Annotated in this window: 11 protein-coding genes and 1 rRNA gene; 3 read left to right on the forward strand and 9 right to left on the reverse strand. The window is 70.1% G+C overall.

What is annotated here, in order from left to right:
* The 3 genes from ACVNF4_RS12400 to dapA all read right to left on the reverse strand — a co-directional run.
* Positions 1 to 109, reverse strand: a 16S ribosomal RNA gene (locus ACVNF4_RS12400); the annotation flags it as partial.
* A gap of 468 nt (positions 110 to 577) precedes the next feature.
* Positions 578 to 2,263 (reverse strand): ribonuclease J, encoded by a 1,686-nt coding sequence (locus ACVNF4_RS12405; RefSeq protein ID WP_461802813.1) that lies wholly within the window; start codon positions 2,261 to 2,263, stop codon positions 578 to 580.
* Positions 2,264 to 2,413: 150 nt separating this feature from the next.
* Positions 2,414 to 3,313 (reverse strand): 4-hydroxy-tetrahydrodipicolinate synthase, encoded by a 900-nt coding sequence (dapA, locus tag ACVNF4_RS12410; RefSeq protein ID WP_461802814.1) that lies wholly within the window; start codon positions 3,311 to 3,313, stop codon positions 2,414 to 2,416.
* 307 nt (positions 3,314 to 3,620) lie between these two features.
* Here dapA and ACVNF4_RS12415 point away from each other — a divergent pair, with 307 nt between their 5' ends.
* Entirely contained in the window at positions 3,621 to 4,172 is a 552-nt protein-coding gene (locus tag ACVNF4_RS12415; protein ID WP_461802815.1) for a hypothetical protein, read from the forward strand.
* A gap of 17 nt (positions 4,173 to 4,189) precedes the next feature.
* On the opposite strand, the gene ACVNF4_RS12420 is transcribed toward ACVNF4_RS12415, so the two are convergent.
* From ACVNF4_RS12420 to rpsO, 5 genes are all read right to left on the reverse strand, one after another.
* Positions 4,190 to 4,639 (reverse strand): hypothetical protein, encoded by a 450-nt coding sequence (locus ACVNF4_RS12420; protein WP_461802816.1) that lies wholly within the window; start codon positions 4,637 to 4,639, stop codon positions 4,190 to 4,192.
* Between the two features lies 1 nt (position 4,640).
* Entirely contained in the window at positions 4,641 to 5,393 is a 753-nt protein-coding gene (gene dapB / locus ACVNF4_RS12425; RefSeq protein WP_461802817.1) for a 4-hydroxy-tetrahydrodipicolinate reductase, read from the reverse strand.
* 25 nt (positions 5,394 to 5,418) lie between these two features.
* Complete coding sequence (locus ACVNF4_RS12430; RefSeq protein ID WP_461802818.1) at positions 5,419 to 6,798, reverse strand: M16 family metallopeptidase; 1,380 nt, start codon at positions 6,796 to 6,798, stop codon at positions 5,419 to 5,421.
* A complete protein-coding gene (locus ACVNF4_RS12435; protein WP_461802833.1) occupies positions 6,795 to 9,011 on the reverse strand; it encodes a polyribonucleotide nucleotidyltransferase in 2,217 nt (738 codons plus the stop codon). The genes ACVNF4_RS12430 and ACVNF4_RS12435 overlap by 4 nt, the downstream gene beginning before the upstream one ends.
* A gap of 297 nt (positions 9,012 to 9,308) precedes the next feature.
* Positions 9,309 to 9,599: a 30S ribosomal protein S15 gene (gene rpsO, locus ACVNF4_RS12440; protein WP_461802819.1), complete on the reverse strand. Its 291-nt coding sequence runs from the start codon at positions 9,597 to 9,599 to the stop codon at positions 9,309 to 9,311.
* Positions 9,600 to 9,870: 271 nt separating this feature from the next.
* Between rpsO and ACVNF4_RS12445 the strand changes: the two genes are divergently transcribed.
* Positions 9,871 to 10,167: a DUF397 domain-containing protein gene (locus ACVNF4_RS12445; RefSeq protein ID WP_461802820.1), complete on the forward strand. Its 297-nt coding sequence runs from the start codon at positions 9,871 to 9,873 to the stop codon at positions 10,165 to 10,167.
* 58 nt (positions 10,168 to 10,225) lie between these two features.
* Here ACVNF4_RS12445 and eccD read toward each other — a convergent pair whose 3' ends face one another.
* Complete coding sequence (gene eccD / locus ACVNF4_RS12450; RefSeq protein ID WP_461802821.1) at positions 10,226 to 11,794, reverse strand: type VII secretion integral membrane protein EccD; 1,569 nt, start codon at positions 11,792 to 11,794, stop codon at positions 10,226 to 10,228.
* A gap of 195 nt (positions 11,795 to 11,989) precedes the next feature.
* Here eccD and eccCa point away from each other — a divergent pair, with 195 nt between their 5' ends.
* On the forward strand, positions 11,990 to 15,955 hold the full coding sequence (gene eccCa / locus ACVNF4_RS12455) for a type VII secretion protein EccCa (RefSeq protein WP_461802822.1): 3,966 nt from the start codon (positions 11,990 to 11,992) through the stop codon (positions 15,953 to 15,955).
* Positions 15,956 to 15,999: the final 44 nt, after the last annotated feature.

Here is a 15,999-nt window from a genome sequence, read left to right on the forward strand (position 1 = left end):
TACTCACCCGTTCGCCACTAATCCACCCCGAAGGGCTTCATCGTTCGACTTGCATGTGTTAAGCACGCCGCCAGCGTTCGTCCTGAGCCAGGATCAAACTCTCCGTGAATGCTTCTCACGGGAGCGGAACAGTCGGAGGAATGATCCGACCGTTCACAGCGTCCTCGCTGTAATTTCTTCAAAGGAACCTCATCCATCCGGCATTCACAGCCGGGCGGACGGGGTATCAACTAATCTGGCGTTGATTTTTGGCACGCTGTTGAGTTCTCAAGGAACGGTCGCTTCCTTTGTACTCACCCTCTCGGGCTTTCCTCCGGGCTTCCCTTCGTTCTTGCGTTTCCGACTCTATCAGATCTTTTTCCGATCCGATTTCCTCGGTGCTTTCCAGGATTTCCCTTGCGGGGTTTTCCTTTCCGGCGGTTCCGACTTTATCAGAAGTTCTGAGCCGGATTTCCCACCCCCCTCGGTCACCGTGGGAGCCACGCTGTGGCGTCCCGGGTTCCCGTCGAGGCGGAGCCGTAAACGTACTGGAGCGGGGCTCCTCGATGCAAATCGAGGAGCCCCGCTCTCAGTTCGCTCAGACTTCGACGACCACCGGCAGGATCATCGGCCTGCGCCGATACGTGTCGGAGACCCACTTGCCCAGCGTCCGGCGGATGAGCTGCTGGAGCTGGTGCGGTTCGACCACACCGTCCTGGGCCGACCGCTCCAGGACCTCGTTGATCTTCGGGAGCACCCCGTCGAACGCCGAGTCCTCGATGCCGGAGCCACGGGCCTGGATGTGCGGGCCCGCGGTGATCTTCCCGGTGGAGGAGTCGACGACCAGGAACACCGAGATGATGCCTTCGTCGCCGAGGATCTTGCGGTCCTTCAGCGCCGGTTCGCCGACGCCGCCGACGGAGAGGCCGTCGACGTAGACGTATCCCGCCTGGACCTTGCCGGAGATCTTGGCCTTGCCCTCGATGAGGTCGACGGCGACGCCGTCCTCGGCGATGACGATGCGGTCGTGCGGGACGCCGGTCATGGCGCCCAGCTCGGCGTTGGCGCGCAGGTGGCGCCATTCGCCGTGGACCGGCATCAGGTTCTTCGGGCGGCAGATGTTGTAGAAGTACAGCAGCTCGCCGGCCGAGGCGTGGCCCGAGACGTGGACCTTGGCGTTGCCCTTGTGGACGACGTTGGCGCCCCACCTGGTCAGGCCGTTGATCACGCGGTAGACCGCGTTCTCGTTGCCCGGGATGAGGGACGACGCCAGGATCACGGTGTCGCCGTCGACGATCCGGATCTGGTGGTCGCGGTTGGCCATCCGGGAGAGGGCGGCCATCGGTTCGCCCTGGGACCCTGTGCAGACCAGGACCACTTCGTGGTCGGGGAGGTCGTCCAGGGTCTTGACGTCGACGACCAGACCCGGGGGGATCTTCAGGTAGCCGAGGTCGCGGGCGATGCCCATGTTGCGGACCATCGAGCGGCCGACGAAGGCGACCCTGCGGCCGTACTCGTGGGCCGCGTCCAGGATCTGCTGGATGCGGTGGACGTGGCTGGCGAAGCTCGCCACGATGATCCGCTTGCGGGCGTTCGCGAAGACCTGCCGCAGGACGTTGGAGATGTCCTTCTCCGGCGGGATGAACCCCGGGACCTCCGCGTTCGTCGAGTCGGCGAGGAGCAGGTCGATGCCCTCCTCGCTGAGCCGCGCGAACGCGTGCAGGTCCGTGAGGCGGCCGTCCAGCGGGAGCTGGTCCATCTTGAAGTCGCCGGTGTGCACGACCAGGCCCGCCGGCGTGCGGATGGCCACGGCCAGCGCGTCCGGGATGGAGTGGTTGACGGCGATGAACTCGCAGTCGAAGGGGCCGATGCGCTCGCGGTTCCCCTCGGCCACCTCAAGGGTGTACGGGCGGATGCGGTGCTCCTGGAGCTTGGCCTCGATGAGGGCGAGGGTCAGCTTGGAGCCGATCAGCGGGATGTCCGGCTTCTCCCGCAGGAGGAAGGGGACGCCGCCGATGTGGTCCTCGTGGCCATGCGTCAGGACGATGCCCTCGATGTCGTCGAGGCGGTCCCGGATGGACGAGAAGTCCGGCAGGATCAGGTCGATTCCGGGCTGCTCCTCCTCGGGGAAGAGCACTCCGCAGTCGACGATCAGGAGGCGGCCTCCGTACTCGAAGACCGTCATGTTCCGGCCGATTTCCCCGAGGCCGCCGAGGGGGGTGACCCGGAGGCCGCCTTCGGGGAGCGTCGGGGGACGGCCCAGTTCGGGATGCGGATGACTCAAAAGACTCTCCTCACCACAGCACGCCACATGCGGAGGGCACGTGGCGCGCGTGACGTTCGTGCGTAAGCAGTTGTTTGGTGATGACGGCGGGCTCTGTCGGCCCGTTCCGTTCGCTGTTCGGTTATGGGGATTCAGTTGTGAAGTCTGTTGTCAGAGCTGTACCCCGCCCGCGGCAAGATCGATCTTGAGCTGGGCGATCTCTTCGGGTGAGCACTCGACCATCGGGAGGCGCAGGGGTCCGGCGGGCAGGCCCTGGAGGGCGAGCGCGGCCTTGGTGGTCATGACGCCCTGGGTGCGGAAGATGCCCGTGAAGACCGGGAGCAGACGGTGGTGGATCTCGGCCGCCTTGTGGACGTCGCCCGAGGTGTACGCGTCGACGAGGGCGCGGAGTTCGGGGGTGACGAGGTGGCCGACGACGGAGACGAAGCCGACGGCGCCGACGGAGAGCAGGGGGAGGTTGAGCATGTCGTCGCCGGAGTACCAGGCGAGGCCGGAGCGGGCGATGGCCCAGCTCGCTTCGGCGAGGTCGCCCTTGGCGTCCTTGTTGGCGACGATCCGGGGGTGCTCGGCGAGGCGGACGAGGGTGTCCGTGCTGACGGGGACGCCGCTGCGGCCGGGGATGTCGTAGAGCATGACCGGCAGGCCGGTCGCGTCGGCCACGGTGGTGAAGTGGCGGTACAGGCCCTCCTGCGGGGGCTTGTTGTAGTACGGGGTGACCACCAGGAGGGCGTGGGCGCCGGCCCGCTCGGCCTGCTCGGCCAGTTCCACGCTGTGGTGGGTGTCGTTGGTGCCGACGCCCGCGATGATGTGGGCGCGGTCTCCGACGGCCTCCAGGACGGCTCGTACCAGGTCCGATTTCTCCGTGTCCGACGTGGTCGGGGACTCGCCGGTGGTGCCGTTGACGATCAGGCCGTCGTTGCCGGCGTCCACCAGATGGGAAGCGAGTCGCTGCGCGCCGTCGAGGTCGATCGCGCCGTCCGCCGTGAACGGCGTGACCATGGCGGTGAGGACCCGCCCGAAGGGGGTCTGCGGAGTGGAGGTCGGAGCCATGGGTTACACGCTACTCGGTGTACATCGCGTGGTCTGCCCTCGGGCCGGGGAAAAGTCATGACAAAGGTGGAGCCCGGCACTGCCTGCTCGGGGGTTCAAGCAGTGCCGGGTCCGTTTGATCAGGCTAGATGAACTTCGCTAAATGCCGCAATACGGACACTTCGCTCAGCTGATCCGTACATGTGTGCCCGCGAGCGTCAGCGGGCGGGAAGTCGGCACGGCGCGTGCGCTCGATGATGGAGAGCGGGGACGGCGGCGGATAGCCTCACCGGCACCACCCCCTGTGCACAGCGAGTGAGGACCAGTCGTGCCCCTGCCCTTCCTGACGGCCGACCGCACCTTCGATCAGGTGAACCCGCTCGACGCGGAGGCGCTGCCCTTCGCCGGCCGGGAGCAGTGGCGGCGGCCCTACCGTCCCGGGCCCTGGCGGGTCGGGGTGGCGGCCGTCTGGCTGCTCGTCGCGTCGTTCGTGCTGTTCGCGGCGGTGCTGATCGCGCTCACCGGTTCCGTGCCCGAGGCGGCGACGGTGTTCGTCGTCGCCACCGTCGTCATCGGCTGTGCGGTGCGGTTGCTGCGGATGGGGGTGTGGGTGAGCGCGCGGGGGCTTCGGCACGTCCGTTTCCTCGTCACCCGGACGGTTGCGTGGAGTGACGTGAGCGGGGTGCGGAGGGTGCGGCAGCCGGTGCGGTGGCTGGGGTCGCCGCGCGGCGTGGCGGGAGAGGCGCTGGTGCTGGCGCGGCGCGGCTCAGCGGACACAGCGGTGTTGCTGACCACGCACAACGCCGATTTCCTGGCCCGCGCGGAGGCGTTCGAGCGGGCGGCGGACGTGGTGGAGGCGTGGGCGGCGGAGAACCGGTAGCCGGCTCTCCCCGCCTCTCAGGACGTCACAGTCCCGTCGTGCAGCGCTATCGCCCGCTGCATCGCCTTCCGGGCCCGAGGGGTGTCCCTCGCGTCGTGGTACGCCACCGCCAGGCGGAACCAGCTGCGCCAGTCGTCCGGGGCCGCCTCCGTCTCCGCCTTGCGTTTCTCGAAGACCTCGTCGGCGGAGTCGCGGTCGATGCGGCCGGACGGGGTGCGTTTCAGTTCGTCGACGGGGAGGCCGCCCTCGGCCTCCAGTTTCGCGGCGAGGGCGTTGGCCTTGCGGACGAACTGGGTGTTCTTCCAGAGGAACCAGACGCCGATGACCGGCAGGATCAGGACGGCGACGCCGAAGGTGACCGTCAGGAGGGTGCCAGTCCGGATGAGCATGACGCCACGGCTGCCGACCAGCGCGAAGTAGAAGAGCAGGACGGCGGCCGTGACGGCGTAGGAGAGTTTGGCGCGCATGTCAGCCGAGGTCCAGGAAGTGCTCCAGGCCGAAGGTGAGGCCGGGGGTGGAGACGACGCGGCGGGCGCCCAGGAGGATGCCCGGCATGAAGCTGCTGTGGTGCAGGGAGTCGTGCCGGACGGTCAGGGTCTCCCCCTCCCCGCCGAGCAGGACCTCCTGGTGCGCGAGGAGCCCGCGCAGCCGGACCGCGTGGACGGGGACGCCGTCGACGTCCGCGCCGCGCGCGCCGTCCAGGGCCGTCACCGTGGCGTCCGGGGCCGGGGCGGTGCCGGCGGTGCGGCGGGCCTCGGCGATGAGCTGGGCCGTACGGGTGGCGGTGCCGGAGGGGGCGTCGACCTTGTTGGGGTGGTGGAGCTCGATGACCTCGACGGACTCGAAGTAGGGCGCCGCGAGCTGCGCGAACTTCATGGTGAGGATCGCGCCGATGGAGAAGTTCGGGGCGATCAGGACACCGGTTCGCGGGGACTGGGCGAGCCAGCCCTCAAGCTGTGCGAGGCGGTCGTCGGTCCAGCCGGTCGTCCCGACGACGGCGTGGATGCCGTGCCGGACGCAGAAGTCGAGGTTGCCCATCACCGAGGCGGGGGTGGTGAGGTCGACGGCGACCTGGGCGCCGGTGTCGGCCAGCGTCTCCAGTTTGTCGCCTCGGCCGAGGGCGGCCACCAGCTCCAGGTCCTCGGCGGCCTCGACGGCTTTGACGGCCTCGGAGCCGATGCGGCCCTTCGCACCGAGGACCGCCACGCGCAGCTTGCTCATGTTCTTGCTTCTTTCAGCTGGTTGGTCAGGCGACGGCGTCGTGCAGGCGGGCCGCCTGTTTGTCCTTGAGGGGGCCGATGACCGACAGCGACGGGCGCTGTCCCAGGATGTCGCGGGCCACGGCGCGGACGTCGTCCGGGGTGACCGACGCGATGCGGGAGAGCATGTCGTCGACGGACATCTGGCCGCCCCAGCACAGCTCGCTCTTGCCGATGCGGTTCATCAGCGCTCCGGTGTCCTCCAGGCCGAGGACGGTGGAGCCGCGGAGCTGGCCGATGGCGCGGGTGATCTCGTCGTCGGTGAGGCCGTTGCGGGCGACCTCGTCGAGTTCGTCGCGGCAGATCTTCAGGACGTCGTGGACCTGCGAGGGACGGCAGCCCGCGTACACGCCGAACAGGCCGCAGTCGGCGAAGCCGGAGGTGTACGAGTAGACGCTGTACGCCAGGCCCCGCTTCTCGCGGACCTCCTGGAAGAGGCGCGAGGACATGCCGCCGCCGAGGGCGGTGTTCAGCACGCCGAGCGCCCAGCGCCGCTCGTCGGTGCGGGCGAGGCCCGGCATGCCGAGCACGACGTGCGCCTGCTCGGTCTTGCGGCCGGTCAGCTCCACGCGCCCGGCGGTGCGGATCGTCCGCTGTCCGTCGCGCGGGGCGATCGGGACGGCGTCGAGCTTCTTGAGCGCGCCCGCCTTCTCGAAGGCCGCGCGGACCTGCCGGACGACCTTGTTGTGGTCGATGTTGCCGGCGGCGGCGACGACCAGGTGGGTGGGGTCGTAGTGCTTCTTGTAGAAGCGGCGGATGCGGTCGGCGGTGAGGGCGTTGACCGTGTCGACCGTGCCGAGGACGGGGCGGCCGAGGGCGTTGTCGCCGAACATCGTGTGCGCGAAGAGGTCGTGGACGCAGTCGCCCGGGTCGTCCTCCGTCATCGCGATCTCTTCGAGGATGGCGCCGCGTTCGACGTCGACGTCCTCCTCCAGGATCAGGGAGCCGGTCAGCATGTCGCAGACGACGTCGATGGCGAGGGGGAGGTCGGTGTCGAGGACGCGTGCGTAGTAGCACGTGTACTCCTTGGCCGTGAACGCGTTCATCTCGCCGCCGACCGCGTCGAGGGCGGCGGAGATGTCGAGGGCGCTGCGCCTCGTCGTGCCCTTGAAGAGCAGGTGCTCCAGGTAGTGCGTGGCGCCGTTCAGGGCCGGGGTCTCGTCGCGGGAGCCGACGTGCGCCCAGATGCCGAAGGTGGCGGAGCGGACGGAGGGGAGGGTCTCGGTGACGATGCGCAGGCCGCCCGGGAGGGTGGTCTTGCGGACGGTGCCGATGCCGTTCTCGCCGGTGATCAGGGTTTGGGTACGGGCGACGGCCCGCGCCTTGGAGGAGGCGCGGGCCGTCGTCGCTGAACTGCTCGACGTCACTTGTCGGTGTCGTCCTTGTCTTCGGTGTTCTCTTCACCCTCGATGACGGGGATGAGGGAGAGCTTGCCACGGGAGTCGATCTCGGCGATCTCGACCTGGACCTTGGCGCCGACGCCGAGGACGTCCTCGACGTTCTCCACGCGCTTGCCGCCGGCCAGCTTGCGGATCTGCGAGATGTGCAGCAGGCCGTCCTTGCCGGGGAGCAGGGAGACGAACGCGCCGAAGGTGGTCGTCTTGACGACCGTGCCCAGGTAGCGCTCGCCGACCTCCGGCATGGTCGGGTTGGCGATCGAGTTGATCGTGGTGCGGGCGGCCTCGGCGGCCGGGCCGTCGGCGGCACCGATGTAGATGGTGCCGTCGTCCTCGATCGTGATCTCGGCGCCGGTGTCCTCCTGGATCTGGTTGATCATCTTGCCCTTCGGGCCGATGACCTCGCCGATCTTGTCCACGGGGATCTTGACGGTGATGATCCGCGGGGCGTTGGGGGACATCTCGTCCGGCGTGTCGATCGCTTCCATCATCACGTCGAGGATGTGGAGGCGGGCGTCACGGGCCTGCTTGAGGGCGGCGGCCAGGACGGAGGCGGGGATGCCGTCGAGCTTCGTGTCGAGCTGGAGGGCCGTCACGAAGTCCTTGGTGCCGGCGACCTTGAAGTCCATGTCGCCGAAGGCGTCCTCCGCACCGAGGATGTCGGTGAGGGTGACGTAGTGCGTCTCGCCGTCGATGTCCTGGGAGATCAGGCCCATGGCGATACCGGCGACCGGGGCCTTGAGGGGCACACCGGCGTTCAGCAGGGACATCGTGGACGCGCAGACCGAGCCCATGGACGTCGAGCCGTTGGAGCTGAGCGCCTCGGAGACCTGGCGGATCGCGTAGGGGAACTCCTCGCGGGTCGGCAGGACCGGGACGAGGGCGCGCTCGGCGAGGGCGCCGTGGCCGATCTCGCGGCGCTTGGGGGAGCCGACGCGGCCGGTCTCGCCGGTGGAGTACGGCGGGAAGTTGTAGTTGTGCATGTAGCGCTTGCGGGTCACCGGGGAGAGGGTGTCCAGCTGCTGCTCCATGCGGAGCATGTTGAGGGTGGTGACGCCCAGGATCTGGGTCTCACCGCGCTCGAACACCGCGGAGCCGTGCACGCGCGGGATGGCCTCGACCTCGGCGGCCAGGGTACGGATGTCCGTGAGGCCACGGCCGTCGATGCGCTTCTTCTCCTTGATCACGCGCTCGCGGACGAGCTGCTTGGTCAGGGAGCGGTAGGCGGCGGAGATCTCCTTCTCGCGGCCTTCGAACTGCGGGAGCAGCTTCTCGGCGGCGAGGCCCTTGACGCGGTCCAGCTCGGCTTCGCGCTCCTGCTTGCCGGCGATGGTGAGCGCGGCGGCGAGCTCGGAGCGGACGGCGGCGGAGAGCGCCTCCAGGACGTCGTCCTGGTAGTCCAGGAAGATCGGGAACTCGCCGGTGGGCTTGGCGGCCTTGGCGGCGAGGTCGGCCTGCGCCTTGCACAGGACCTTGATGAACGGCTTCGAGGCTTCGAGGCCGGCGGCGACGATTTCCTCGGTGGGGGCCTCGACACCGCCCTTGACCAGCTGGATGGTCTTCTCGGTGGCCTCGGCCTCGACCATCATGATCGCGACGTCGCCGTCCTCCAGGGTGCGGCCCGCGACGACCATGTCGAAGACGGCGTCCTCAAGCTCGGTGTGCGTCGGGAACGCGACCCACTGGCCGTTGATCAGCGCGACGCGGACGCCGCCGATCGGGCCGGAGAAGGGCAGGCCGGCCAGCTGCGTGGACGCGGAGGCGGCGTTGATCGCCACGACGTCGTACAGGTGGTCGGGGTTGAGGGCCATGATCGTCGCGACGACCTGGATCTCGTTGCGCAGGCCCTTCTTGAAGGACGGGCGCAGCGGGCGGTCGATCAGGCGGCAGGTGAGGATCGCGTCCTCGGAGGGGCGGCCCTCGCGGCGGAAGAAGCTGCCGGGGATCTTACCGGCGGCGTACATCCGCTCCTCGACGTCCACCGTGAGGGGGAAGAAGTCGAGCTGGTCCTTGGGGTTCTTGGAGGCGGTGGTGGCCGACAGCACCATGGTGTCGTCGTCCAGGTACGCCACCGCGGAGCCGGCGGCCTGCTTGGCGAGGCGGCCGGTCTCGAAGCGGATGGTGCGGGTGCCGAAGGCGCCGTTGTCGATGACGGCCTCGGCGTAGTGGGTCTCGTTCTCCACTAGCGTGTTCTCCATTACTCGTCTGTTTTTCGTCTTTTGTCCCCGGCTGTCCGTGTGACAGGAGGGACGGGTGGAGAAGCGCGCCGTGCGGGCCGGTCTTCGATCGAAGCCTCCGGGTCGTGTACCCGGGGGCCACTACCGAGGACCGGCGGCGTCGAGGGTGCGCTTCTCCTCGTATGTACTGCGTTGTGCTACCACACTACAAAGGGGCGGTGACACTCCGCACGTTTCCGTACCTGCGTACAGCAAAAGGAGCGGCTCCCGATGATCACGGGAACCGCTCCCCTTGTCAGCGAATTACTTCGCGCCGCCGGCCGCGCCACGGCGGATGCCGAGCCGGTCGACCAGCGCACGGAAGCGCTGGATGTCCTTCTTCGCCAGGTACTGGAGAAGGCGGCGGCGCTGACCGACGAGGATCAGCAGACCCCGGCGGGAGTGGTGGTCGTGCTTGTGGGTCTTGAGGTGCTCGGTGAGGTCGGAGATCCGACGGGAGAGCATCGCGACCTGGACCTCGGGGGAACCGGTGTCGCCCTCCTTGGTACCGAACTCCGAGATGAGCTGCTTCTTCACTGCGGCGTCGAGCGGCACGCTTGTTCCTCAATCCTGTGTGGTGCCCGCGAGTGCCCCCGGTTTGACTCTCGGGGGATCTTCGGTGACTCGCCTGGGCGGGTCCGCCGGGGAGGCACCCGGTGAGGGTGCGTGCACACGACGGCCGACGGCAAGGCTACCAGGGTGCGGGCCCCGCTCCGTCCGGTTTTCCCGGGAGGGGTACGCCTCGGGGAACCTCCGGCCTGGGGAGATGGCCACAAGTAGGGTGTCCGTACCGCTCGTTGGCACTGAGGAAAGGACCCGAGCCGTCATGGCCGAGACCGAAGAGGAACGCAAGGCCCGCAAGGACCGGGAGCGGGACGAGTTGTACGCCCTCGACATCTCCGGCGTCGAGTGGCGCGGCGCCCCGGGCACCGAGGAGCACGAGGAGCGCGTGGAGATCGCGGACCTGCCCGGCGGGGGCATGGCGATGCGGTCCTCTCTCGACCACGACACCGTGCTGCGGTACACGGAGGCCGAGTGGACGGCGTTCGTGCTGGGGGCGCGGGACGGGGAGTTCGATCTGGAGCCGATGGACGGCGACGGGGGGCCGGCCGCGCAGGGCTGATCCCGGACGTGCGGAAGGGGGCCGGTGCGATGTTCGCACCGGCCCCCTTCCGCGTGTCTCAACTCGTCAGCGACCGTACCGTCGCGTACACGTCGAACACCGCCAGCGCCAGCGGGATCAGCGTCAGCAGCACGAACGACTCGGCGATCTCCAGGAACCGCCCCCAGAACGGGGTGAGGCCGCCCCGGGAGACCAGGAGTCCGATCGTGGTGACGAGGGCGATCGCGAGGCCGGTCGCGGCGACGAGCCAGATCGTGCGCAGGTCGTAGCCGGAGAGGTCGCCGTCGCGGGCCGCCCTGAGGATCGACAGCGGCGGGTTCAGCGCGAGCCCGAGGCCGAGCAGGACGAGCGAGGCGAGCCCGGCGGCGACGACCGGGGCGACCTGGGCGGTGTAGCGGAAGAGGTGGGCGCGCATCAGCAGGGCCACGCCGGTCGCGAAGGCGAGGAGCTGGGCCCAGATGTCCGAGGAGAACCCGAGGACGGCGGCGGAGCCCACGGCGACGACCGCGCAGCCGCCGACGAGGCCGACGAGGAGTTCGTGCCCCCGGCGGGCGCGGGCGGCGATCCGCTCGGCGTCGACCGGCTCGGGGACGGGCGCCTCCGTCTCGTAGCGGCTGCGGGTCGCGCTGCTCGGGGCGTCGAAGCCGATCGGCAGGCGGGCGAAGCGCATCGAGAGGCCGGGCAGGAAGGCGAGGCCGACCACGGCGACGGGGGCGCACAGGGCGGCGATCTCGGCGGGTGTCCAGTCCTCGGCGAGGAGCGCGAGGAACAGGGCGACGAGGCCGACGGCGGAGGCGAGGACGAAGGCGACGAAGGGGCCGTCGCCGCCCGGCGAGCACAGGGTGAGGACGAGGGCGGCCACCAGGACCGCCGCGCAGGCCAGCAGGAACTGGAGTTTGCCGATGCCCTCGCCGTTCTCCAGCGGGAGGAGCCCGGAGCCGGCCACGCCCACGCACGGCAGGGCGCCGAGGCCGAGGGCGACGGCGGAGGCGCGGTCGTCGTAGATGCGGGCGCGGACACAGGCGAGGACGAGCAGGAGGGCGCCCGCGACCGCGGCGAGGACGCCGGGCAGGCCGTGCATGTCGTGGCGGGGGTCGCCGGACCAGGCCATGAAGGCGAGGAGGGCCGCGAGGACGGCCCCGCCGGTCAGGCCGGCCGCTCGCGTGAGGTCGCCGTCCCACAGGGTGCGTTCGGCGGTGACGGCGGAGGCGACGGCCTCGGAGACGTCGTCGAACACGGCCGGGGGCAGGGACTCGGCGAAGGGGCGCAGGGTGAGGAGTTCACCGTCGAGGAGGCGCTGGGCGGCGAAGGAGCGGGAGCTGTCGAGGACGGTGCCGTCGCGCCGGACGAGGTGGTAGCCGACCGGGGCGCCCTCGGCGGGGCTCTGCTGGGCGAGCCTCAGGACCTCCGGGTAGAGGTCGGCGACGGGGACGTCGTCGGGCAGGGCGACGTCGATGCGGCTGTCGGGGGCGACGATCGTGACGCGGCAGTAGCCGAGCCCCGTCCCCGTGCCGGCTCCTGTCGTGCCGGGTGCCGTGATGCTCACCTGACTGTTCCCCCTCGGTGATGGTTCCGCGCCTGCGGTGTGAAGGTCCCGGATGCGGCTGCCGGAACGGCGGTCGCACATGTGCAGTCGCGTGGTGAGGGGTGCTCCGAGGCGCCCCGGATTGCCCGGAACACCCGCTTCCTCCACCCCCGCGCGCGTGTGCTCACGCGAACATCCGGCACCCTACCGCCCTCCCGTCACGGGCGGAGTCAGTAGGATCGCGCGGCGGCCCCACGCAGGTCTTCAGGGGGCCGGCCAGTGAATCTTGGGGGAGCAGTGAGCCACATCGTCGTACGGCGCCCGCCCCGGGTGCTGCCGTCCGAGGTGCCCACGCAGGAGATCGTTCTTCAGCCGCCGCCGGAGCTGCCGCGCGGGCCTCAGGAGAGCGTGCTGATGCAGCTTCTGCCGACGCTCGGCATGGGCGGCTCGGTGGTCTTCTTCTTCACGAGCGGCCAGCCGTTCATGCGGATCATGGGCATGGTGATGATCGCGTCGACGGTCGCCATGACGGTCGCGATGGTGGTGCGCTTCCGGCGCGGCAACCAGGGGCAGCTCGCGGACATGCGGCGCGACTACCTGGCCTACCTGTCGCAGACCCGGCGCGCGGCGCAGTCCACGGCGAAGGCGCAGCGGGACGCGCAGTACTTCCTGAACCCCTCCCCCGAGCAGTTGTGGGCGCTGGTCGCCGAGGGCAGCCGGGTGTGGGAACGGCGGTCCGGGGACGAGGACTTCGCACAGGTGCGGGTCGGGCTCGGCGCGCAGGGGCTGTCCACGGCACTGGTCGCCCCCGAGACCGCGCCGGTCGAGCAGCTGGAGCCGCTCACCGCAGGCGCCCTCCAGCGGTTCCTGGCCGTGCACAGCACGCTGGAGGAGCTGCCGATGGCGGTGTCCCTGCGGGCCTTCTACCACGTGACGGTCAGCGGTGACGCCGAGTGCGTGCGGTCCTCCGCGCGCGCCATGGCGGGTTCGCTGGCCGCGCTGCACTCCCCCGAGGACCTGGTCCTGGTGGTCGCGGCGGGCCGGGACGCGCTGGAGCACTGGGAGTGGGCGAAGTGGCTGCCGCACACGCAGTCGCCGGGTGAGGTGGACGGCGCCGGGAGCCGGCGGCTCATCGGGACGGACGTCGTCGAGCTGGAGGAACTGCTCGCCGCGCGCCTGACGGGCCGGCCGCGTTTCCACCCGAACGCCGGGCCGTTGCCCGACCTGCCGCATCTGGTGGTCGTCCTGGACGGGATCTCGCTGCCGCCGAACTCCGTGCTGGCGAACCCGGAAGGGTTGCAGGGGGTGACGCTCGTCGAGGTGGTGGGCGGGGAGCTGACCGGGAGCGGGGGTGAGCTCGACATCGTCGTCCGGCCCGGTGTGCTGCGGCTGGAGTCGCCCGGCGGGATGGTGTACGAGGGGGCGCCTGACGCGTTGTCGTACGCGTCGGCCGAGGCGCTGGCGCGGCAGCTCGCGCCGCTGCGGATGGCGTCCGGCGGGGACGACGACGAGCCGTTGCTGGCGAATCTGGAGTTCACGGATCTGCTGAATCTGGGGGACGCGGCGTCCGTCGACACGAAGCGGACGTGGCGGGCGCGGTCGCTGGCCGAGCGGCTGCGGGTACCGATCGGGGTCGGTGAGGACGGCCGTCCGGTGATGCTGGATCTGAAGGAGGCCGCGCAGGAGGGCATGGGGCCGCACGGGCTGTGTGTCGGCGCGACCGGGTCGGGGAAGTCGGAGCTGCTGCGGACGCTGGTGCTGGGGCTGGCGGTGACGCACTCCTCGGAGACGCTGAACTTCGTCCTCGCGGACTTCAAGGGGGGTGCGACCTTCGCCGGGATGGCGCAGATGCCGCACGTCGCGGCCGTCATCACGAACCTCGCGGACGATCTGACGCTGGTCGACCGGATGCGGGACTCCATCAGCGGGGAGCTGAACCGGCGGCAGGAGATGCTGCGGGACGCGGGCAACTACTCGAACATCCACGACTACGAGAAGGCGCGGTCGGCGGGGGCGGCGCTCCAGCCGATCCCGACGCTGGTGCTGGTGATCGACGAGTTCAGCGAACTGCTCTCCGCGAAGCCGGACTTCATCGAGATGTTCGTGCAGATCGGGCGGATCGGCCGCTCCCTCGGGGTGCATCTGCTGCTGGCCTCGCAGCGCCTGGAGGAGGGGCGGCTGCGGGGGCTCGACACGTATCTGTCGTACCGGATCGGGCTGCGGACGTTCTCGGCGGCGGAGTCGCGGGCGGCGCTCGGGGTGCCGGACGCGTACGAGCTGCCGAACGTACCGGGGTCCGGGTTCCTGAAGTTCGGGACGGACGAAATGCTGCGGTTCAAGGCGGCGTACGTGTCCGGGGTGTACCGGTCGGGGCCGCAGCGGGCGGCCGTCGCCGGGGGGCCGTTGCCGGTGGACCGGCGGCCGGTGCTGTTCACGGCGGCCGAGGTGCCGGTGAGCTATGTGCCGGTGGTGCCTCAGCGCTCTTCGGAGCCTGAGGTGGACGACGCGCTCGCGGACACCGTGCTCGACGTGATCGTGCGGCGGCTTGAGGCGCAGGGTCCCGCCGCGCACCAGGTGTGGCTGCCTCCGCTGGACAGTCCGCCGTCGCTGGACTCGCTGCTGCCGGGGCTGACGGCGGTGCCGGGGCGGGGGCTGACCCAGCCGGGGTACGAGGGGGCCGGGCGGCTCGTCGTCCCCGTCGGGATCGTCGACAAGCCGTTCGAGCAGCGGCGTGATCCGCTGTGGGTCGACTTCTCCGGCGCCGCCGGGCACATGCAGATCGTGGGCGGGCCGCAGTCCGGGAAGTCGACGCTGCTGCGCGGGATCATCTCGGCGTTCGCCCTCACCCACACGCCGCACGAGGTGCAGTTCTACGGGCTCGACTTCGGTGGCGGCGGAATGTCCGCCGTGGAGGGGCTGCCGCATGTCGGCGGGGTGGCCTCGCGGCTCGATCCCGAGCGGGTGCGGCGGACGGTCGCGGAGGTGTACGGGGTGCTGACGCGCCGGGAGGAGTACTTCCGGGCCGCCGGGATCCCGTCCATCACCGACTTCCGGACGCGGCGGGCCCGCGGTGACATCTCGGTCGCGGACCAGCCGTGGGGGGACGTCTTCCTCGTCGTCGACGGGTGGGGGAGTTTCCGGACGGAGTACGAGGCGCTCGATCCGGTCGTGCAGGACATGGCGGCGCGGGGGCTGGGGTACGGGGTGCACGTGATCCTGACGGCGTCGCGGTCCATGGAGGTCCGGTCGGCGCTGAAGGATCAACTGATGAACCGGCTCGAACTGCGGCTCGGCGACACCATGGACTCCGAGCTGGACCGGAAGGTCGCCGCGAACGTGCCGACCGGGGTGCCGGGACGGGGTCAGACCCCGCAGAAGCTGCACTTCATGGCGGCGGTGCCGAGGATCGACGGACTGACGTCCGGCACGGACCTGTCCGACGCGACGCAGGCGCTGGCCACCGAGGTCACCCGGCACTGGACGTCCTCCCCCGCGCCCGAGGTGCGGCTGCTGCCCCGAGAGTTCCCCGCGAAGGAGCTGCCCGCCGGGGACCGGTTCCCCGCACAGGGCGTCGCCTTCGCGCTCGACGAGGACAACCTCGAACCCGTTTTCGTGGACTTCGAGCAGGACCCCTTCTTCCTCGTCTTCGGCGAGAGCGAGTCCGGCAAGTCCAACCTGCTGCGGCTCCTCATCAAGCAGGTGACGCAGCGGTACTCCGGGGACGAGTGCAAGCTGTTCGTCGTCGACAACCGGCGCTCCCTCCTCGACGTGACCCCCGCCTCCCATCTCGCCGAGTACATCCCCATGTCCAACAACATGGACCACCACATGGCCGCGCTGGCGGACCTGATGACCCGGCGCACCCCGACGGCGGACGTGACCGCCCAGCAGCTCCGCGACCGCAGCTGGTGGCGTGGCCCGACCGTCTACGTCGTCATCGACGACTACGACCTCGTCTCCACGTCCAGCGGCAACCCCCTCGCCGGCCTCACCGAACTCCTCCCCTTCGCCCGCGACGTCGGCGTCCGCTTCATCATCGCCCGCTCCACCGCCGGCGCCGGGCGGGCCGCCTACGAGCCCTTCATGCAGCGGATGAAGGAACTGGGCGCGCAGGGCATGGTCCTCGCCGGAGACCCCTCCGAGGGCGACCTCCTCGCGGGGGTCCGGCCTCGGCCGATGCCTGCGGGGCGGGGGGTGTTCGTGTCACGGCGGAGGGGGAAGCCGTTGGCTCAGGTGGGGTGGTTGCCGGAGGGGGCTTACTGAGGGGCATGCGAAACGGGGTGGGCACCTCCCGTGTGTGTCCACCC

It is taken from the genome of Streptomyces sp. S6, assembly GCF_054880855.1.

What these genes read in the sequence shown, in the direction of transcription:
- dapB (WP_461802817.1), bottom strand. Translation starts at nt 5,393, where the DNA reads ATGAGCAAGCTGCGCGTGGCGGTCCTCGGTGCGAAGGGCCGCATCGGC.
- ACVNF4_RS12420 (WP_461802816.1), bottom strand. Translation starts at nt 4,639, where the DNA reads ATGCGCGCCAAACTCTCCTACGCCGTCACGGCCGCCGTCCTGCTCTTC.
- dapA (WP_461802814.1), bottom strand. Translation starts at nt 3,313, where the DNA reads ATGGCTCCGACCTCCACTCCGCAGACCCCCTTCGGGCGGGTCCTCACC.
- eccD (WP_461802821.1), bottom strand. Translation starts at nt 11,794, where the DNA reads ATGTGCGACCGCCGTTCCGGCAGCCGCATCCGGGACCTTCACACCGCA.
- ACVNF4_RS12445 (WP_461802820.1), top strand. Translation starts at nt 9,871, where the DNA reads ATGGCCGAGACCGAAGAGGAACGCAAGGCCCGCAAGGACCGGGAGCGG.